Source organism: Coprobacter fastidiosus, assembly GCF_982245605.1.
In genome coordinates this window covers 1-20,870 of sequence record NZ_CEVCIF010000026.1, presented here as the reverse complement: position 1 = coordinate 20,870, position 20,870 = coordinate 1, and the positions used below count along the sequence as shown (strand labels likewise).

14 protein-coding genes are annotated in these 20,870 nt (G+C 39.7%); 2 read left to right on the top strand and 12 right to left on the bottom strand.

Annotated features, from left to right (window positions below; translation table 11 throughout):
- The first annotated feature begins 220 nt into the window (after nt 1–220).
- Both AC0UMU_RS08125 and AC0UMU_RS08120 read left to right on the top strand, forming a co-directional pair.
- Nucleotides 221–2,959 carry an alpha-L-rhamnosidase-related protein gene (locus AC0UMU_RS08125; RefSeq protein ID WP_278715945.1) on the top strand — a complete coding sequence of 913 codons (2,739 nt, stop codon included), beginning with the start codon at nt 221–223 and terminating at the stop codon, nt 2,957–2,959.
- 22 nt (nt 2,960–2,981) lie between these two features.
- A complete protein-coding gene (locus AC0UMU_RS08120) occupies nt 2,982–4,832 on the top strand; it encodes a glycoside hydrolase family 13 protein (protein WP_278715943.1) in 1,851 nt (616 codons plus the stop codon).
- A gap of 240 nt (nt 4,833–5,072) precedes the next feature.
- Here the strand turns inward: AC0UMU_RS08120 and AC0UMU_RS08115 are convergent, their stop codons facing one another.
- The 12 genes from AC0UMU_RS08115 to AC0UMU_RS08060 form a co-directional block, all read right to left on the bottom strand.
- Entirely contained in the window at nt 5,073–5,486 is a 414-nt protein-coding gene (locus tag AC0UMU_RS08115; protein WP_009318739.1) for a hypothetical protein, read from the bottom strand.
- A 17-nt stretch (nt 5,487–5,503) separates the two neighbouring features.
- Entirely contained in the window at nt 5,504–5,965 is a 462-nt protein-coding gene (locus tag AC0UMU_RS08110) for a DUF3592 domain-containing protein (protein ID WP_288640152.1), read from the bottom strand.
- On the bottom strand, nt 5,958–6,437 hold the full coding sequence (locus tag AC0UMU_RS08105; protein ID WP_278715725.1) for a hypothetical protein: 480 nt from the start codon (nt 6,435–6,437) through the stop codon (nt 5,958–5,960). The genes AC0UMU_RS08110 and AC0UMU_RS08105 overlap by 8 nt, the downstream gene beginning before the upstream one ends.
- Nucleotides 6,434–6,949 (bottom strand): hypothetical protein, encoded by a 516-nt coding sequence (locus AC0UMU_RS08100; protein ID WP_278715724.1) that lies wholly within the window; start codon nt 6,947–6,949, stop codon nt 6,434–6,436. The genes AC0UMU_RS08105 and AC0UMU_RS08100 overlap by 4 nt, the downstream gene beginning before the upstream one ends.
- A gap of 217 nt (nt 6,950–7,166) precedes the next feature.
- The gene (locus AC0UMU_RS08095; protein ID WP_278715722.1) at nt 7,167–7,619 is read right to left on the bottom strand and encodes a hypothetical protein; all 453 of its coding nucleotides are present in this window, start codon (nt 7,617–7,619) and stop codon (nt 7,167–7,169) included.
- A 7-nt stretch (nt 7,620–7,626) separates the two neighbouring features.
- The gene (locus tag AC0UMU_RS08090) at nt 7,627–8,142 is read right to left on the bottom strand and encodes a hypothetical protein (RefSeq protein WP_278715719.1); all 516 of its coding nucleotides are present in this window, start codon (nt 8,140–8,142) and stop codon (nt 7,627–7,629) included.
- A gap of 128 nt (nt 8,143–8,270) precedes the next feature.
- Nucleotides 8,271–14,324 carry an RHS repeat-associated core domain-containing protein gene (locus AC0UMU_RS08085; RefSeq protein ID WP_288640150.1) on the bottom strand — a complete coding sequence of 2,018 codons (6,054 nt, stop codon included), beginning with the start codon at nt 14,322–14,324 and terminating at the stop codon, nt 8,271–8,273.
- An 11-nt stretch (nt 14,325–14,335) separates the two neighbouring features.
- Nucleotides 14,336–14,764 carry a T9SS type A sorting domain-containing protein gene (locus tag AC0UMU_RS08080; protein WP_278715713.1) on the bottom strand — a complete coding sequence of 143 codons (429 nt, stop codon included), beginning with the start codon at nt 14,762–14,764 and terminating at the stop codon, nt 14,336–14,338.
- 408 nt (nt 14,765–15,172) lie between these two features.
- Nucleotides 15,173–17,206, bottom strand: a complete 2,034-nt coding sequence (locus tag AC0UMU_RS08075; RefSeq protein ID WP_009318735.1) for a transketolase family protein — start codon at nt 17,204–17,206, stop codon at nt 15,173–15,175.
- 270 nt (nt 17,207–17,476) lie between these two features.
- A complete protein-coding gene (locus tag AC0UMU_RS08070; protein WP_278715710.1) occupies nt 17,477–18,067 on the bottom strand; it encodes a hypothetical protein in 591 nt (196 codons plus the stop codon).
- The gene (locus tag AC0UMU_RS08065; protein ID WP_009318733.1) at nt 18,054–18,548 is read right to left on the bottom strand and encodes an RNA polymerase sigma factor; all 495 of its coding nucleotides are present in this window, start codon (nt 18,546–18,548) and stop codon (nt 18,054–18,056) included. Before AC0UMU_RS08065 ends, AC0UMU_RS08070 begins: the two co-directional genes overlap by 14 nt.
- Nucleotides 18,549–18,860: 312 nt before the next feature.
- On the bottom strand, nt 18,861–20,714 hold the full coding sequence (locus AC0UMU_RS08060) for a hypothetical protein (RefSeq protein WP_278715708.1): 1,854 nt from the start codon (nt 20,712–20,714) through the stop codon (nt 18,861–18,863).
- Between the last annotated feature and the right edge of the window lie 156 nt (nt 20,715–20,870).

Here is a 20,870-nt window from a genome sequence, read left to right as displayed (position 1 = left end):
GTACCGGTAAGAAAATTAACGAATAACATTCAACTATTCACCGGAACAGTTTGTTTAATTAAAAGCTTGTTTAAATTTTGATCGGATCGGCTTTGTGAACGCTTTTTGTTTTTATAAGAATAACCGCAAACAGACCGAAAGAAAATAGAAAGAATGCTCTAATTGAATCTCTATCGGGAAATTTAAACCGGCTCTTAGGCAACGATAAACAGTAAAAGTCATGAAAATATTTTCTGCGATTCTAATTTCAGGAGTCTTTCTTACGACAGCATGCACTCAAAAGGAAAACACCGTGATATACAAAGGAAATACTTACACGGTATATGACAATCGGGTAGAACAGGGTAAATTCAGAGCGGTCGCCATTTCAAAAGACGAAATACGATCTGATTATGAAAGCCCTGCGGACAAAGGTTACTCTCCTACCATACATTTCAAATTCAGTATCAATAGCCGTGATAACGAACTCCCGGCAGGTGAAGAACATATCATCACTTTAAAACCCCAGAACGATACATGTGTTTCTCCTGTAATTCTGTTCGGCGAAAAATACACGGCCATCGATACGAATGCCGAGTCTATTCCGTTGCCTCATCGTACGGTATGGACAGTCAAAGTCGATATGTCTCCCATGTTCGAAGCTTTTAAAAAACAAGGATTTTACAAAACTCCGACAGGAGACATCATTTCGGAATCCGATTTCAAAGGAGTATATATCGCCGGTGGCAGCGAACCGATGACATGGGACTTTGAAAACCTGTATAGTCGGGAGGGCATGGAACTTTCTGATCCGGACAAAAACGGTATATATGAGATTTCCCTTACGATGAACACCAAAAAACCACGCAAAGAAAACTATTCTGTATGGAGCTTATCTGCCGACATCGACGCATTTCCTCAATATGGTTCACAGCAACTCCTGATAGATGCCTTATACCGCATGTCTTTGAACGAACTATTAGACAATATTCGTCCGGACGGAACTCTCCGTGCCGGTGCAGCATGGGATGGAGTGTGGACTCGCGACATCAGTTACTCCATTTATCTGGCACTCGCCTATATTTATCCGGATGCTGCGCAAAAAAGTCTTGTCGCAAAAGTCAACAATAATCGAATCATTCAAGATACGGGAACAGGGGGAGCATGGCCTGTATCGAGCGACCGGATGATCTGGAGCGTAGCGGCATGGGAACTTTATAAATACACCGGAGATAAAGAGTGGCTGCAATATGCTTTTGAAGTAATCCGCAACTCGGCTCAAGATGATCAATTTACATTAAAAGACCCTACGACGGGATTATTCAGGGGAGAGCAAAGTTATCTCGATTGGAGAGAACAATCTTATCCTCGTTGGATGCAGCCGGCAGATATTTATCAGTCGCTTTGTCTGGGAACAAATGCCGTACATTGTCGAACATACGGCATTTTGGCTGAAATGGCCGCCGAATTGGGGAAAGATGCGTCAATATTCCAACAGCAGGCCGATTCTCTGAAAACAGCGATAAACCGTCATTTATGGATAGAGACGAAAGAATATTACGGACAATATTTATACGGAGGTATCTATCCCATATTGTCACCGGGCATCGATAATCTCGGCGAATCGCTAAGTATTTTGTTCGATATAGCCTCCAACGAACAGGCACGCCGCATGATAGCCCGCATACCGGTCGCTGAATACGGTGCAACGAGCATTTACCCGCAAATAGGCGAAATAAAGCCGTATCATAATAATGCCGTGTGGCCGTTCGTACAAGCGTTTTGGAATCTGGCTTCAGCTAAAGCAGAAAACGAAGCTTCGGTAACTCGAGGTTTGGGCGCATTATATCGTGCAGCAGCTTTATTTACCACGAATAAAGAATTATTCGTCGCATCGACAGGTGATTACAGCGGTACGGCAGTAAATTCGGATAAAATGTTATGGAGTCTGTCAGGTAATATCGCCATGATATACCGACTGTTTTTCGGAATGAAATTCGAGACGGACGGAATACGTTTTACTCCTTTTGTTCCCCAAAGTATTGCAGGCAATAAAAGGATATCGAACTTCAACTACCGGAAAGCCGTGCTTCAAATAGACCTTTCGGGTACGGGAAACCGCATAAAAAAATTTACGATCGACAATGAGGAACAGGCAGAGGCTTTTTTCCCTGCAACACTGACAGGAATGCACACGATCAAAATAGAGTTAGAAACGGATTTCCGGACACGGGACAGCATCACGGTGCGTCCTATAACCGACATGCCCGAAACCAGTCGACTGGGTTATCAAAAAGACAACAATACCCTCGAAATATTAAACTATAGCCCCGACAACCGATATATCGTTTATCTTAACGGTAAAGGCGAGCGCATTATCATGCAGCGTTATTACGGTCTTCCGGTGTTGGATCGTTTCACCCGGGTCGCTGCCGTCCCGGTAAACCGGAGCGGAGTTGCAGGTTTTACCGGCAAACCTTTTACGTGGTTACCTCCACACAGCGAAATACGGATAGAAGCAGAGTCGGTAATTTCCAAATCACCAATAAAAGGATCGGAATATTCGGGTAAGGGATTCATCGAAATCAACAAGACGAAAAATCGGAAAATAGATTTAATGATTCCGATAAACATTCCGGGGCAATATGCAATAGACGTACGATACGCAAATGGAAACGGACCTATCAACACACAAAACAAATGTGCAATACGCTCGCTTTTTGCAAACGGACAATTTAAAGGAGCATTGGTAATGCCTCAACGAGGAGAAAACGAATGGGCGAACTGGGGATATTCTAATCCGGTAATCGTTAACCTGAATCGAGGCGGGAATAAAATTTCGATTCGGTTTATCTCTCCACAAGATGAAAACATGAACGGAGAGATAAACAGCGCATTGATCGATTTCATTCGATTAAGACGCATCGGAGACATAAATAAAACTCCGGAAGCACGTCCGATCTGGTTACCTAAGGAATAAAAACACTGATTAAAATTACGATATGAGAAAATTAATTTCCTTTTGTTTATTCTTTTTCTGCATAGCCGGGTTGCAGGCTGCAATCAATATTAAACGTATAGATCCGGCTTTCTGGTGGTGCGGTATGAAAAACAAAGAATTGCAAATCATGGTATACGGCGATAAAATCGGTGACGCGAAAGCATCTCTCAAATATCCGGGTGTCACCTTAGAAAAAACCGTACGCCTCGACAGTCCCAATTACCTGTTTTTATATCTGAATATATCGGATAATGCAAAACCGGGTAAGATGACCATCCGATTCGATCGGGGAAAAGAACACACATCCCGCACTTTCGAATTACTACAACGGAACGGACCCGACCGGGACTATACGGGATTCGGTGCATCGGACGTACTGTATTTGATCATGCCCGACCGATTTGCCGATGGAGACCCGAAAACAAATGTAATACCGTCCATGCGGTTTCCTGCTCCTGTAAATCGCAATGATCCCAATGCCCGTCATGGAGGCGACCTGCAAGGTATAGAGCAACATCTGGATTATATACAAAATCTGGGAGTGACAGCTATCTGGCTGAATCCGGTACTGGAGAACGACATGCCGGGAGGATCTTATCACGGATACGCTACGACGGATTACTACAAAGTAGATCCGCGCTTCGGAACGAATGAATATTACAAAGAGCTGATTGAAAAATGTCACGAACGAAATATGAAAGTGGTAATGGACATGATCTTCAACCACTGCGGGAGTGAACATATATGGTTTCTCGACCGTCCTTCGAAAGATTGGTTCAACTTTCCGGACGGATATGTACAGACTTCTTATCGGTTGACGCCTCATTTCGATCCTTACGTTTCGACTTACGATAAAAATATTATGGATATGGGATGGTTTGTGGAGTCGATGCCCGACCTGAACCAACATAATCCGCACTTGATGAAATACCTTACGCAAAACAGCATCTGGTGGATCGAATACTCCGGTATCGACGGCATAAGAATGGATACTCATCCGTATGTATTTTTCGATTCGATGGCGGAGTGGTGCAAAGAGATTCAGAACGAATATCCCGACTTCAACATCGTAGGAGAATGCTGGTACAATACAGAAGCGGGATCGGCTTACTGGCAGGAAAACAGCATATTGGACAAAACCCGAAATTCGCATCTGAAAACGGTTATGGACTTCCCGCTTCAGGGAATCGTACGGGAGGCTTTTATGTCCCAAACCGACAGTTGGACCGGATTGAACAAAATATACGACCGTCTTGCTCTGGATTTTATGTATAGCGATCCTATGGCTGTACTTACATTCCTCGATAATCATGACACCGACCGATTTTTATCGGAAGAGCCCGATAATCTGGGTTTCTTCAAACAAGCCATTGCATTTTTACTGACGACACGGGGCATCCCGCAAATTTATTATGGAACGGAAATACTGATGCACGGAAACAAAAAGGAAAGCGACGGACTGGTACGGCTCGACTTTCCGGGTGGCTTTCCGGGAGACAAAGTGAATGATTTTATCGCTGCCGACCGGACTCCCTTACAAAATGAAGCTTTCGATTTCATTCAAAAAATCTTGAAATGGCGCAAAGGTAATGAAGTGATCAGTAAAGGCAATATGACACATTTCATGCCGACAAACGGCATTTACCTCTACCAAAGAAAATTTAAAGATAAACGCATCATCGTTATTATGAATGGTAACGATACTGCAAAAAGCATCGATATGAGTCGCTATAAAGAGATACTGAAACCGGGTGAGGGAGGTATAGATATAATCAGCGGAGAACCTTTTATATGCTCCCCTCGAATGGACTTTGCTCCAAGAGCTTTATATATTATAGACATGACTCCATAACGTGTTGCTATTCGATATGAATACCGGATTGTTCTTAGTCCGATATTCATATCGAAATTTCCGAATAGCACCCGTGTACTCATACTTCAAACATCTCTGTGTCTCCTCTCAAAAGGGAAATTAAATACCAAATGCTGCTCTTAGGAAAGGATAAAAAGCTGTGAAACGTGTTACGACCTTGCTCAATATTTACTTTGAATCATTCCGGAGACTTCAAACCTAACATAAAATTGCCGATTCTCAATTTTTATTCTGAGTCCGTCCCGATTTTTGTCTTTTTAATTCATACAAATAAAGTTGGTGGAATTCTTCCGGTGCATACTGTATAATCTCCGTATTTTCCCCCAAATATGTATTCCGTTTCGGAGATTCCTCATTATAATATATCGGGACCGGCATTCCTACCCAAGGACTCCGCTTAAAACCCGGATAAGTGATCGTGTATTCCTTGCCATCGACTTTATAACGACATTCCGCTTCATATTCCGTATCACCGTATATCGTTTCACAGGTATCCACTTTCACAATCAAAGCCCAAGCAAGCGTGTTATTCTTTCTCATCATACTTCGTGTACGTAACGGTTTTGTAAACCACCACCCCCAAATTATAACCAAAATGATGAACAATAAATTAGATAATTTCTTTTTCGACATGATGTATCATTATAAAATTAATCGATCGGAAGTATAAGTTTCCACTCCAATGAATCCTCCCGTACCTGACGTTCATAAAATTTTACCGGATCTTGCAATATAGAGTCCATCCTCGCATCTTCGGCTCTCATATTCATTTTCGGATCATCAGGATTATACCATATTGGTACACGGAGTCCTAAAGGCGGCATTTTATCAAAAGATATTGAATACGGAACATACCGTTTATTCCCGACATAAAATATTACATCTGCCACATAGCTATTATCTTTTTTATAGTATGTAATTTCATAAATAACCGCCTCAGCAACACCTTTATTTTGACGAATAATATCAAACTCTGCTTCTTCCCGTTGAATTCCCCAGTAAATAGAACCAAAAAGAAGTCCGAGTCCCGACATAATTAATATCGCAATCAGAATATCCTTTATTTTAGGATATTTATTTATCGTTTTTTTAATCCACTTCATCTTAGTCATTCCCTTTACGTTTGTTTATAGAACTATTTTCTTTTTCTCGATTCAACTGTCTCCCATAGAAATAATAGGGATCGGAACGTAATTTATCGGAAAACTCACTGTAACAGCTATATCTACTCGATGAATCGGAATCATAATATACAGGTACTTGCAACCCTACCGGAGGAGATACCACAAATTCCGGAAAACGGGCTGTATATTTCTTCCCTTTTACCTGATATTCGCATCGGGCACAATACTCATACGGATTCTCCTGATCACCATAATTTCTTATCGTATCTACAGAAATAATCGTAGCCAATACAAACGTATTACAATCTAACCGCTTTTCATAATCATCCTGTTTTATTATTATGCACAATATCACAACTAAAATTATTAAAGCAAACATTCTTATCAGTCCATAAGCCAACGGTGCACACATCAAACAATAAGAATGCCAATATTCCCAAATAGTTTTAAATATTTTCATTTTGCCACTTGTTCACAAATATCAAATACCCCTTCATATATATCCTTGTCTATCTTCCGTACAGTATCAGATAGTTCCATCTTACCCTCACTCTGTCGATACCAACCATACTCCGGACTACGAAGTATCGTATCCATTACTGCTGTCGTGGCTAATTTATTCGCCTTCGGATTTCTACGATCATAATACACCTGAAAACGAAGACCTATAAACGGAGCAACCCGAAGCGTCTCCAAATTACAGAAATATCTTTTATCATCTACATAAAAAACTCCGATACCCTTATATCCTTCTATCTCATCTTCTTCTGTCGCAATTTCAACCGATTTATAAACTACCGCCACAGCCATACCTCTATACTCCAACGGTGTATCATCATCATAGACATCTTCCCGGATCATCCATCGGATTGCAAAAAAAACTCCGACACAAATACTTAGCAGAACAACTAATATATAACGTTCCGCAATCTTAGCTCGTTTTACATGCTCCAATATTTCCTGATTATCCATTACATTAGAATCTAAATTATTTACAACAAACTCTATTCAGGCGACTTTAAACCTAATATAAGACTGTCCAGAACCAAGACATATCCCCTTTCTTGCATCTCTTTATCATATATAATTCTAGAAATCCTCCTTTAAATTGGACATCATTCTCTTTAAATGATAATCGATACAAACATTTCTCTATTTCCCCAAATACTCTTCTAATAAACAAAAATTTTCATAAATCCATCTTTTCACTCTCTATCTGTTTTTCATAATAAAAAAAAGGATTGTTTTGAAGGCTTTTCTCAAATTCGCTATAAAAGGTGTATTTATTCGGAGAAACGGAATCATAATACACCGGGACTTTAAGGCCAATAGGAGGAGAAACTTCAAAACCAGAAAATTTAGCATCATACCTCTTACCCGATACATAATACACACATTTTGCAGAATATTCATAACTTCGATAAGGGTCACCATATATTCTCGTAGTATCCACCGATACGATTTCTGCCAATGTAAAAGTATTACAGCTGTTCCTTATATAATAGTCATCCGAAAAAGTCCACAAACACAATGCAACTGTAACAATAATCAATACAAACATAAATAATATAGCTCGAGCAAAAGGGGTATATATCACACAATAAGAATACCCATACTTCCATATTGTCTTAAATATATTCATAATCTATTCATTTCGAAAACATCAAAAAAACATTTTCATATATGCCTCTATCTATATGCGAAACGGTATCAATAAATTGCATTATTCCGCTTTTCTGCAACTCCCAACAATAATAAGGGGAACGAACAATAGAGTCTGTTTTCGGAATATCAGCCATTCGGTTAATTTTCGGATTCTCAATATTGTAATATACTGGGAATCGAAGCCCCACAGGTGGAACTACTTGAAGTGTTTCTAAATCGCAGAAATACCGTTTATCACCAACATAAAACACTCCTGCACCTCCAAAGCCGTACACCTCATCCATATCTTTGCCTCCTCTAACTTCAAATGAGGAATAAACAATTGCTACAGCAATGCCTTTTTCCTGTTGTACCAGAGGAATCTCATCTTCAGACTCTTCTAAAACTACAGAGCGGACATAAAAAAAGATAGCCAAACACACTCCTATTAACATCGTCAACACATACCATTGGGCAACTTTTGCTCTCCGAATATGTTCTTTCAATTCTTGTTCTTTCATTACAAAACAATATCAATAAACTATAAATAGAGCTTAATTACATCCTATAAATATAAAATTCACTATTGACAAAAAGCCAAAATAATCAGTTAAACATTCAATTATTTTTCATATTATACAATTAAATTTTAATGATGCGATAATGTCACTGCCATATCATACCAATCTACATTTGGAGATAAATAAGGAATAGGATAAGTAGGAATATTCCTCTCTACCCCCCATCTCTGCCATTTATTTATACCCTGCTCTACACCATAAGCCACACTTGGAGATGCAATACCAATAACTGAAGTAGAAATAATTTCTTTCTTTATACTTCCAAATGGCAATAATTTTTGTAACCCATGACCTACTCCAATAAAAGTATAATCAATTCCTAAACCTATAGCAAACTTTTTACCATCATCAACAAAATCCCAACCTTTATCTGGAGAACAATCTATTGCATTCGTCAAAACAGGAGATGCTAACTGAGCCACCGTATTCACCACTTTCAATGTATGTTTAGCCGAAAGTGTAGCAGTCGAACCGGGTAACGTAGCTGCAACTAAACCACCAGTCACTGCTCCAACAGCAGCAGAAATTACAACATCAAAAAAATCAATTTTTTTTAATAAAATATCCTTTACTGACATTTTCTGATCTTGTGGAAGATATGCATTTTGAATTACATTTTGAGCTACTTGCCCAATATAATTTATTACTGCCCCGAATAACGCTCCAACAATAAACTGAATAAACTCTCCATTCTCATCTTTATAAACCAACGGATTATTCAAGCAATAGGTGTAACGGTTAAAGTTTTGGCTAAAATCCGGCATCTGCACATAGGGATCGGGGCTGAGAAAGCGTCCTATTACCGGATCATACAGCCGGGCATTCATGTGTATCAATCCGTGATACTCAACATGTTTATGTCCGCAATACCCCCGCAACAAAAGCAATTCGGGCGTCTCTTCCGGAGCATACAGTTCCTGCGTATCGGGATCGCGGAAACGTCCCCACGGATCGTAACTCAATTCTTGCAATACATTTCCGGATTTGTCTATAACATGGGTAATGCTACCCATATAATCACGACATATATAGAGGTATTCCCACTCATTTTCTCCCCCTATCGGTGACGTACACCAAGCGGTGGTCGCCGAAAAGACATCTCCGTCGAGATACAACACTCCGCCGAAATGATAACCGTTCAGCTCCTCATATTTATTATCCCATGAAAAATGCTCTCTAAAAATTTCTTTCCCGAGAGAATCTGTTCCTTCGATTTTTTCATAATTAAAGTTTCCGTCATAATCATACTGGAATGAAGTTTCTATATCCCCTTCGAGTATCTTCTGAGGGCGCAACAATTCATTATAGGTAATTTCTTGTGCAGCCTCCGGAACATAATCTCCGTAAGGCGTAATATACTCTATCGCATAAGGACGGTCTTCGGCATATTCGAAAGACCCGACTCCGGAATGGTCGGTGATGTTTCCCTTTCCGTCATAAGTTATCGTCTTGCCGTTAAATCCTGTGAGACGGTTCAAGGCATCATAAGAAAAATCTTCCCGAATATTCCGCGTATTATCTTGCCGCCAGGTCAGATTTCCGGTATGAGAATCGAATCGGGTACTCATATCCTGAATAATCCGATCACCGCAGGTTACGGTACGTTTTAACGGAAATCCGTACCGGTCGTATTCAAAAGTCCGGGTCAGCGGTCCCGTCTCTATCGATACGGGCAATCCCATATCATTTTCGGCAACAAGCTTCCATGCCGGAGCAGAAGCATCGACTTTGATCTCGGTCTTATGCCCATTGGTATACGTGTAATGCACTCTCCCTATCGTACATGGCAAATAACCGTAATAATTTATCCAACTTATCTGCCCCAACTCATTATAAGCATACTTGCGTTCTAAACTAAAATAATCATCGATATACTGTATATCTTCCGATAAGCGGCCATACCGGTCGTACTTATAAAAACGCGAACCGTTATTTTCGACAACTTGCAATAAACGGTTATAATTGTCATAACCGAACTTGACAGTACGCAACTCTTTATTGTCTTTGGAGATATGAATCGAGTCTTTTCGCCCGTAAGAATCATACAAAGTTCGGGTCTCGACCCCATTCGCATCTTTTTTATAAGTCTGATTTCCAAAAGGACCGTATCCCCACTCGATCGTACCGGCACTCGGATCGGTCATTCCGATTTTCTGTCCGTACACATTATAGGTGAATGTGGTAGTTATGTTACCCGGCGCTGTAATCGATTCGGGCTGACCATCGGGACGCAATGTATATTGTATATCTCCCGCCATATCTGAAACCCGAATCACTCTACCGACTGCATCGAACGTCTTTGAAACCGTTATTCCCTTTTTGGTCTCGGTAACGGTATTCTGCCCGTAATCATACACATCGGTACGTCCCGAAGCATAATCGGTACGGACAAGCCGATCATGAAAGTCATACGTCATCTGATTCCACGCCGAGGGACTCTGAGAACGAAAAGGCAACGATTCCTTTTCGAGCAAACCGTGCTGATTATACACTTTATCGGTAAAGAGATAGTGTCCGTCAAAACGTTGCGCTCCTTTGCGGACTTCCCGGCCTAAAGCGTCCTGAAACAGTTTCTCCGTCGGTTTACCCGTATGGGTTGTCGTTATCTCGGTCAATGCCGACTCCGGTCCCGAGGCCCACGCATAAGTAACGACCGTCTCGGTACTGTCGGGATAAACAGTTCTTAAGGTACGTCCCAAACCGTCATATTCATAATATGTATGCAGCCCTTCGGGATTGGTTTCCCGAACCATATTACCGTAAATATCATACTGCCACTGTGTAATCAAATTCATAGGATCGGTCTTTTTAACAGGTCTTCCATAAGCATCGTATTCATAGAAAGTTATTTGATACATAGAGCCATAACTTTGTATGTCGTACGCTATCATATTCTGATCCTCATCATACGTATAATTTTCTTCCGACACAGGAGACGACTCTCCTTTAATTACCGATTTATACATGAGATTTTGATAATCATCATATTCATAACTTTCCGATGTTCGTAAATCCGTTTGACCGGGAGCTGAATATGTTGTAGTACGGGTTTTCAACAATCCGGTATAATATTTACTCTCCGTATCGATATTCTGATAAGTATTTTCGATCGTGGTTTTCAGATCGTCCCCGTAATCGACCACCTCTTTTATCGGATTTTCCTTATCGTCATAGGTATATGTCGTAATATGAGTATTATCGTTTAAAAGATCTTTTTCTGTTTTCCTCAACAATAACGATTTCACGGTCTTATCGTCATGCAACACAAAATCATATTCAAAATCGAATACGGTCTGCTCGGTCTCTTCTTTCAGCAAGATACCGTAACGGGTTGGATCGAAAATCTTTTTACCATACCAAGACCGCAGCCCGTCGATCGTATTGACGGTTTTAAATCCTCTGAAACCCAGCCCCTGCACATGAGATATACCTCCTTCATAACTGAATTGCAACGATTCGAAAAGCGTTCCTCCGCTATAACCGTCTTTTGCCGTGGTTATCCATATCGGCGCAGTAAAATCGATATAAGGGAAAACCGCTCCTTGTCCGATCTTATAATTGTAACCGCTATTCATTTTTTGATAAGAAAAACGAATCTCGTTGCCGGTACTGGTATAAGCGGCAGAAAGTAAACGGGATTGTGACTGATCTATTCCGTAATTGATCTTATACACTTCATTCTTATACAACCCGTACAAAAACAAATGATTAGTAGCCTGCATCACGGTAGCGGGGACTAATATCGCCGGATTGGATAAGGTCGCGGTGACGATATTATTCGGTTCATAAACAATGACGTTATTTCTTACCGGATATATTTTGACCTCTTTATTCTCCTTTTGACACACAATATCGAGAATCCCATCATTGTCCATATCTTGCATAAGCAGATTATCGCTTTTCTCTACGGGGAAACCCGGTATGGATTCCAACTTATACTCCGTACCGGTAGAAAACAACACCTGCCACTGAGTATCCTCGGTCCGCCACGTATAATTTACATGACTGCCATGATCCGGGCAAGTAAAATCGGATGTTAATCCAGCCCCGCATTCCACACAGGCATAACCGGGCTGTATATATTGTTCACAAGTATAACACCATACATCCGGCAAACCGGTCATGGAATTAAATCCTTCATATCCGAAATCATGCCCATGACATACAGGACATTCTCTCGGAGAATAGACAGGAACGTATTCGGTCCGGGTACGAACGAATTCCGGGGAAATGATAAAATCGGTTTTAGCATCACCGTTTACATCGGACAGCAGCATTCGCTTATCCGACAAAAAAGAATTCGATATCCGGTTATCGGAGTATATCTTGTTTAATTGCCAATCTCCATTTACAGGAACAAATGTATAGATATCGAAACCTGCGGGATGAATATGACAAATATCGGCTTTGCCATCTCCGTCGAAATCGACTACCGTCACCATATCAGCGCCCATATTGTAATTAAACACGGGTCTTTGAAACACAGGTGATAATATCTGATCCAAATCGAACAGATAACATACGGATTTATGCTGAGCCATATCTAACGGGGCATTCATCGAAACCGCAAATATCTCATCCTTTCCGTCCCCTGTAAAATCTCCGCTCAAATAGGTTTTAGGACAGAATGAATAGGTATCTTTCTTTTTTATCGCATCTCCTGTAAAATAATAGACATCTTCTTTCAGATCCACTCCGGTATTCATATAGGCCGGAACATAGGCTGCGATGCGAACCACATCCTTTCCCGACATCACTCCACTATTGATACGTACGATCTCGTCACCCGGGACATAGTCGATATTGGCGCAAAAAGCAGAATTGAATCCTGATTCGACTTCAAAATTAAGAGCATAAGCCGAATTCGATCCGATACCCGGATAAAGGTTCAATTTATGACTCGGATCAAGCGCGACATAATAATATTCTTCTTGCGGATTTCGGTATAGTCCGGGATCGGGATACGAGATGATCCCGTCATCATCGCTGCCGTATGACATTTTACCGGAACGTACAACCAAATCTTTCATATCGGTATAATGCGAAAAAATACTCGACGTATATTGTCTAATACCTCCCTGATTACCGGAAGCATAGGCAAAACGCAAGGGGGCAAGACGAGTTTTCGAACCGGCCAAGCAATTAATTTCGCTTAACAAAGAGGGTGTCGTATTTTTGTAGGACATTGAATAAATCCTCACGATATTGGTGTCGAGCTTTATCATGATTCCCTGCAATAAACGAGGTTCTTTCTTTTCAATGCCTGCCGTATAAGATAAAGGAATATCTTGTCGATGCTCTCCATAAATAAAATCTACATGTACAAAATGTCCGGGATTATCGACCGTACCTCTGCCTCCATACGAAACGGAAAGCAAGTAATGATGCCCGTATTTATACTCGTAAGTATAATCGATATGATTGCCGGCAACATCGGTCACTCTCGATAAAGGATACTCCAATCCGTCATTAACAACCGGCTTATAAAGCGATTGCGAACCGTCAGGACGAAATACGGTAAACGACACGATTTTGTCCCCTTGCGTAAGACATTTTACCTTGATATTTCCTTTTTCGGTACGATACCACCCGGACGACTGTTCGACAAGTTGAGATCCGTCAAGTTGAAATGCAGCCGAAGCATCGGTCACGGCAGGGGCGGTCTTATCATTGTAATATCTATTGAAATCGACACTGTTTATGGATGAGAATCCTTGTAATCGCCATCCCCATCCCAAAACTCCGTCACCGCTGAATTGTGTATAACATAATGAAATTTCCGGAGCGCATTCTCCTCGTCCCTTCGGTAATTCGATAGGAACCTCGCAGATCGTCGAGCCTAAAGGACTGACCGAAGTATGAACGGTGATCTCTCCGGGGGTATATAAAGGACTTATGGCTGTCGACACGTTTTTCATTTCCGGCTCTTTGTAAGCCTGAATATCCCGCATCAATTGTTCTAACGTTGAGTCCGGCAAAATCTCCGGATCTTGTACCCAATCGACATGTTTTATCACTGCCGTATCCGAATTTCGAATCGGTTGAGGATATGATCCTCCTAAAGTCTGTGCATAAATTCCGAATGCAAGACACAACAAAAATAAGGTTAACGATGTGCGCATATGACAGCAAGTTATTCTTTTATTATTTTCCAGGTTGCTGATTTTCCACTTAATGTCATTTTCAGGATGTAATTTCCGGCCGGTTGATCGCTAAGGTCAAAAGAGACTTTTGACGAAACGATTTTTCGGGTGGCAATACATTTTCCGTTCATAGTAAAGATTTTCATATCTCCCGATAGATTTTCCGTATTACCGGAAATGGCAATCGTTATTTGCCCCTTGGTCGGATTAGGGTAAAAACGAACGGTCTGCCCGGCAAATTTTTCAGATAAAGGTTTCTCATTTTCCGGATCGGCCAATGCCCGATTTTGAACCCGACTTAATACAATCTCTCTTTTAACTCGATTTCCCGAAGCATCATAAGAATAGCGAATTTTAGTCTGCGCCTGCAAAATCCCGGCAAAACAACAAACGAGACACAAAGAATATAGTTTTTTCATGATCGGATAAGATAATTTGGTTACTGTTTTATATTTCAAATTTAGAAAATACAGTATTAAAAAACAGAGATAATATTTATTACATTTTTATTAAAATAGATGTAAAAAGGGTTATCTCTATAAAATAAATATCCTATTCGGCCTTTATTTACCTATATAAGACCGAACAGGATACTTTTCTCCCTAAGTAAAAAATAAGTAATCAAACTTTGCCAATATTCCCTCGTTTCAATAAAATACATAAAAAATATCCGAGAATACTACCCATCCATTTTCTCAAAAATGATCGACATTTTGTTTCTTAAAAATTCCATCCCACTAAATAAAAACAGAATACCCTCGAAATATGAAGATTCGAGGGTATTCTGTTTTATGTCAATTATCGTATCCCGATAAATGAAAGATAAATTATTTCTTCAGCAAAGCCTTCACCTGTTTCAAAACATTTTCGGTCGTGAATCCGAGTTTCTCATCAAGTACCTGATAAGGAGCAGAATGTCCGAAATGTTCGAGTCCCCAAACGACACCGTTCTTTCCTACCAAACGAGCCAAAGTCGAAGGCAAACCGGCCGTAAGTCCGAATACCGGAAGGTTTGAAGGAATTACAGATTCCTGATATTCTTTCGACTGATTGAAGAAAAGTCCTTCGGACGGAGCAGAAACTACTTGAACTTTTATTCCTGCTTCATTCAACAACGGAGCAGCTTCTGCAAGAGTAGAAACCTCCGATCCGTTAGCGACCAACACGACATCCGGATTTTCATCCTTAATCACGACATAAGCTCCTTTAGCCGCTTGCAAAGCTTCTTCGAAACGATCTCCCGAAGCAGCAGGCAGATCTTTGATATTCTGACGGGAAAGAATCAAAGCAGTAGGAGTTTCGGTATTTTCCATTGCCAATTTCCATGCCACACTAGTTTCCGGACCATCAGCGGGACGCAATACCAACATACTGTTTTTACCATGATGATTTTTAAGCTGTTCCAATAAACGAATCTGAGCTTCCTGTTCTACCGGTTGATGTGTAGGGCCATCTTCTCCTACACGGAAAGCATCATGTGTCCAGATATATTTTACAGGGACTTCCATCAGTGCCGCCATACGTGCTGCGGGTTTCATATAATCGGAAAATACGAAGAATGTTCCGCATGCTCCTATAACACCGCCATGCAGCATCATCCCATTCATAATGGCAGCCATAGTAAGTTCGCTCACTCCAGCCTGTAAAAAAGCTCCGGTAAAGTCCCCACTCTTGAAAGCATGCGTCTTTTTCAAAAATCCGTCAGTCTTATCTGAATTAGCTAAATCGGCAGATGAAACAATCATATTCTCGATCTGCTCCGCAAAAACAGCCAATACGTTTGCCGATGCAGCACGAGTAGCAATTCCCGGTTTCTGGGCAATAGCTTTATAATCGATTTCAGGAGCTTTTCCGGAAAAGAACTGATGTAACTTTACTGCGAGCTCAGGGTTTTCTTTCTCCCAAGCTGCTTGTTTTGCTTTACGATCAGCCGCAACTTTCAACAATTCGGCTTTACGGTCGGCATACAATTTTTCCACTTCTGGAAAGATAGCGAACGGCTCGTCCGGATTTCCCCCCAAATGAGCAATGGTCTTTGCAAAAGAAGCACCGGCAGCACTCAAGGGTTGCCCATGCGTAGAACATTTCCCTTCATAAGATTGTCCTTCTTCGGTCACAACACCCTTACCCATAATCGTTTTACCGATGATCAAAGTCGGACGGCTCTGCTCCTGCCCGGCCTCGATAAGAGCACCTCTGATTGCATCTGCATCATTACCGTTTATTTCAAGGACATTCCATCCCCATGCCCGGTACTTGGCGGCAGTATCTTCCTTAGTTACGGCATCAGTATCGGTAGATAATTGTATGTCATTACTGTCATAGAACATGATCAGATTGTTCAAACCTAAATAACCGGCAATGCGTCCAGCCCCTTGAGAAATCTCTTCCTGAATACCTCCGTCCGAAATAAATGCATACGTTTTATGAGCCATCCAATCACCGAAACGGGCAACTAAAAAACGTTCGGCTATTGCCGCCCCGACTGCCATCGCATGACCTTGTCCCAAAGGACCTGAAGTATTCTCGATACCTCTCATCACATCGACTTCGGGATGTCCCGGTGTAGGACTTCCCCACTGACGGAATTGTTTCAGTTCATCAAGCGTAAATTTTCCGGTTAATGCCAATACTGAATAAAGCATCGGAGACATGTGGCCGGGATCAAGAAAAAAGCGGTCACGATTAATCCATTTAGGATCAGAAGGATCATACACTAAAAATTCGGCAAAAAGGGTGTTCACGAAATCAGCACCCCCCATCGCTCCACCGGGATGACCCGACTTCGCTTTTTCAACCATCGATGCAGCCAAGATACGGATATTATCAGCTGCTTTGTTAAGTACAGTCGTATTTGTCATGGGATAATGTATTTTTTACAAAGATAAGGATTATTCTCTATTTAAAAAAGAGTTCTCCAAAGGTTAAAAACCGAAATGAAAAGCCTATAAAAAAGTATTTGTAATCTGCCAAAAGTACTTACTGTATTTATAACAATTATATAATTTCACATAGTCTATTTACTAAATAGATATAAAAGCAATATCTTATTGTAGATATAGATACTGACTTATGGGTAAAGTATTATATCTGACATTTTTATATCGTAAATAAAGATTAAATTCCATATACTATTCAATCTCTTCCAACAGTTTCCAACCCCGTTCAAGGGAAAGTAAATAAGACTTGTAACGGCACTTTTGATAATATCTCATCAACCACGGAATAGCTAAAAAAAGGACTATAAAAAAAACTAAGATATAACTCATTTCTTTTAATTCATCAAATTGGTTCAAATACATAATAATAAATCTAATCGCCATACCGTAAAAAAACACTAAACAAATAATAAAATCAAAATGCATCTTCCGTTCTAACTGCTTTTTAAGGATTATTCCCGACTCTTTAACAGAACATAAATCTGCAGATTTTATAAACAGTCGATACCCCCAAATAACAGAAAAGAGTATAAATAATAAAAAAATATTTACGACCCACAAAGGGAAAGACGCCCTTCCCATTAAAACTGAATGCCAAATATTACTTGTTACCGATAAAATAAAAAAGAAAACAAATAAACATATCAGACTTTTCTGACGGTGTAAAATACGAGAAATTACAACAGAATGCTTTTTATGTATTATTTCCTTGATATCAATAGATTTACATTCCATTCCAGTATGCATCTCTTTCCAAATTTTTTTCAAATCATTGTCTTCCATTTTGTATTCGTTTAATAAGTTGTTTTTTGATTCTATTAATTTTCACTCCAACATTCGTATCGGAAATTCCTATAATAGCAGAGATTTCTTTGTATTCATAACCTTCGAGATAAAGAATTATAATTGCTTTTTCTACATCTGGCAACTGATTAATGGCTTGATATAATCTTTCTCTTTCGTCTACCACATAATTTTCTTCCAAACAACTATCACATATACTGTCTTCCTGTGCCGACAATCCTTTACAAACAGGCAGTATCGATTCTTTCCGTACAAGATCAATGGCTGCATTTAAAGCAACCCGATACAACCAAGTCGAGAAAGCACACTTTTGTTTGAACTTCGGATATGCTTTCCATAATCGAATCAATATCTCCTGATAATAATCCTCACGGTACGGATGCTGATAAAAATAAATATTGCATATTCTCTGCAAAATTCCTTGATTCTGGTTAATCAGCTTTACGAAGTCCTCTTCCATTTTTTCTATTTTTTAAGATGTTTTGAAAAGTTAGTCGTATTGCAGTCATCAATTCTTACAAAAAAACAGATCGCCTTATAAAAGTGTGGTTATATACTTATAGATAAAATTTAAACAAAACTCTAAGAGCCTATCTGAATTTCACTCGGGTCAGGGTTGAGAATTTCTTGCAAGTATGTTTTTTTATGAGGAGGATAGCGAGTATCTGACGAGAGAAAACGGGGAAAAAGACCGAAAGAAAACGCAAAGATGACCTGATAGTTTTTTTATTGGAAAATTGAGATAAACTCCTAAACAACAGATTCTGATATTTTACCAAAAAACCTGTTTTCCATTTTCAATCGTGAAAATTCTTTCCTCGATCCCCCTCGTGTGGTTTTTAAGCCAATACAATGCACCGGAAGGTACATTATCATAATTAAGGAAATAATCATTACTTATTTTCTTTCCTAACGAAACCCACCCATCTCTACCTCTATATAAAAGCTCATATAAATTACCCGGAACAATATAATTATCATCATTTCTCGGCATAATCTTTATTTTAGAAACGTTCGGCAATTTATCCATATCCAATATAATCGGAGATTCAATAACACTAAATGTCAACGGCTTATTATCGAAAATTTTAACGGCTTCAGATTTATCCGAACCAATCACAGACTCTACCAAACTTGATATCAAATTATTATTTTGATCATAAAAGTATATTTCAGCAATTTGAGGCTTTTCTTTAATCATATCTGACGTTATTTTCCAATAACGATATTTTTTGGACGATGTCAAAACTATCTCTTGTAAAAAATTATTTTCAATACGACCTATTCGAAATGCTTCCGTTTTTCTGAAATCATAAAAATCGGATCTTTCAATCCTCAGATTTTTCAACGCATTATTCAAGCCGTACGCCATCGGATTGACCGGATATTTTCGAGTAAGACGCACTTTTATAGGCTGTTGTCTATCCGGTATCAACTTATGGATAGTTTTCGTCGTTGTAGCAATAAACGGGTAACCTCCGGAAACTTCCTCTTTCCCATTATAAAATACAGGTAAATATACACATTTCATACCCATCTTCTTAAAAGAAACCTCGTCATTATCAACCACCCTGCTCCATGCCACAGGCTCCCATACCCCCATATTAAAAACAGATAAATAAGCATATTCGGGTTTACGATCCGCTTGAAGCATCAAATCGATATCAACGGTCTTGCAATACAATTCCGTCACATCTTTAATGAACGGTGTTTTAAAAAGTGCCGGAACAGAATCTTCCCTACTACTTTCCAGAAACGGATTCCGAGAGTAGGTCTTTCTATAAACTTTTGCATAATGATCAATATAATTTTCAGAAAAAGTTTTCTTCACCAGACACGGATCCTCTATTATGTTCCAAAAATGCTTTCCATTTCTGGATGGCCAGCAGGGTGTAAAATCTATGGCAGCCGGAACACAGGATAGTCGACTCTCACTCAATACCTTGTAGCTGTCCCATATACAATCGGCAACATAATGTTCTCCAACGGGAGACGTCAATTCAAACTCTCTGCCACATTGAGGCAATAATCTCCAAATATAATTATACAAAAATTCATCGACGGTTATATTGTAATCCTCAAATTGCTGCGAGAACGAATCTATCGGAAAATAATAATAATGTTCCATCAGTTTTGTCAAAGGCTCTCCATCCAACCTATACGGCAAAATATACTCGCAAAATGTTTCAAAAGAAATATCTTTACCCCATGGTACTTTTTCCCAAATATGGAACATATTCTCTATATGATTTATCAGAAAATCCGATTTAATGACCTTCACATCCTCTACTTTTTTTACATCGGACAGATCAACATAGTATTGCGGTAAATTATACAATATATTCTTCAGATAGAAAGGTATCGCTTTATTTTTCAAATCAACTTGCAAATAATAGTCTACTATACACGAATCGATGACAGAACAGTGTCCGGGCATATTTTCTATTAAAAAAAGAGCTGCTTTCAACTTCAACGAATCAGAAGTATCTTGAGAAAAATGGCGGATAACTTTTTCTAATTCAATCCGGTTATCTCCGCTCAATCGTAAGGCCTTATCGAGTTCCGAATGACCGTTACACGACGCCAAAACAAGTAAAAAAGATAAGAAAAATATACCCGATCTCATATTTATATCACAACTTTCAATCTGATTTTTAATCCTTATCAAACGTAAACCCGCTTAAGGAACAAGCGGTTGCTCTTTACCATCCCAAATATTCCGGTTCCCGGTGAAATCAAGAATCATATAATCCTGTGGCTGATACTTTATCTCCTTTATTTT

Coding starts and splice junctions, on each gene's coding strand:
- AC0UMU_RS08065 (WP_009318733.1), bottom strand. CDS start 18,548: ATGGAAGAGGACTTCGTAAAGCTGATTAACCAGAATCAAGGAATTTTG.
- AC0UMU_RS08105 (WP_278715725.1), bottom strand. CDS start 6,437: ATGAAAATATTTAAAACTATTTGGGAATATTGGCATTCTTATTGTTTG.
- AC0UMU_RS08060 (WP_278715708.1), bottom strand. CDS start 20,714: ATGAGATCGGGTATATTTTTCTTATCTTTTTTACTTGTTTTGGCGTCG.
- AC0UMU_RS08075 (WP_009318735.1), bottom strand. CDS start 17,206: ATGACAAATACGACTGTACTTAACAAAGCAGCTGATAATATCCGTATC.
- AC0UMU_RS08095 (WP_278715722.1), bottom strand. CDS start 7,619: ATGAATATATTTAAGACAATATGGAAGTATGGGTATTCTTATTGTGTG.
- AC0UMU_RS08120 (WP_278715943.1), top strand. CDS start 2,982: ATGAGAAAATTAATTTCCTTTTGTTTATTCTTTTTCTGCATAGCCGGG.
- AC0UMU_RS08110 (WP_288640152.1), bottom strand. CDS start 5,965: ATGACTAAGATGAAGTGGATTAAAAAAACGATAAATAAATATCCTAAA.
- AC0UMU_RS08090 (WP_278715719.1), bottom strand. CDS start 8,142: ATGAAAGAACAAGAATTGAAAGAACATATTCGGAGAGCAAAAGTTGCC.
- AC0UMU_RS08070 (WP_278715710.1), bottom strand. CDS start 18,067: ATGGAAGACAATGATTTGAAAAAAATTTGGAAAGAGATGCATACTGGA.
- AC0UMU_RS08085 (WP_288640150.1), bottom strand. CDS start 14,324: ATGCGCACATCGTTAACCTTATTTTTGTTGTGTCTTGCATTCGGAATT.
- AC0UMU_RS08080 (WP_278715713.1), bottom strand. CDS start 14,764: ATGAAAAAACTATATTCTTTGTGTCTCGTTTGTTGTTTTGCCGGGATT.
- AC0UMU_RS08125 (WP_278715945.1), top strand. CDS start 221: ATGAAAATATTTTCTGCGATTCTAATTTCAGGAGTCTTTCTTACGACA.
- AC0UMU_RS08100 (WP_278715724.1), bottom strand. CDS start 6,949: ATGGATAATCAGGAAATATTGGAGCATGTAAAACGAGCTAAGATTGCG.
- AC0UMU_RS08115 (WP_009318739.1), bottom strand. CDS start 5,486: ATGTCGAAAAAGAAATTATCTAATTTATTGTTCATCATTTTGGTTATA.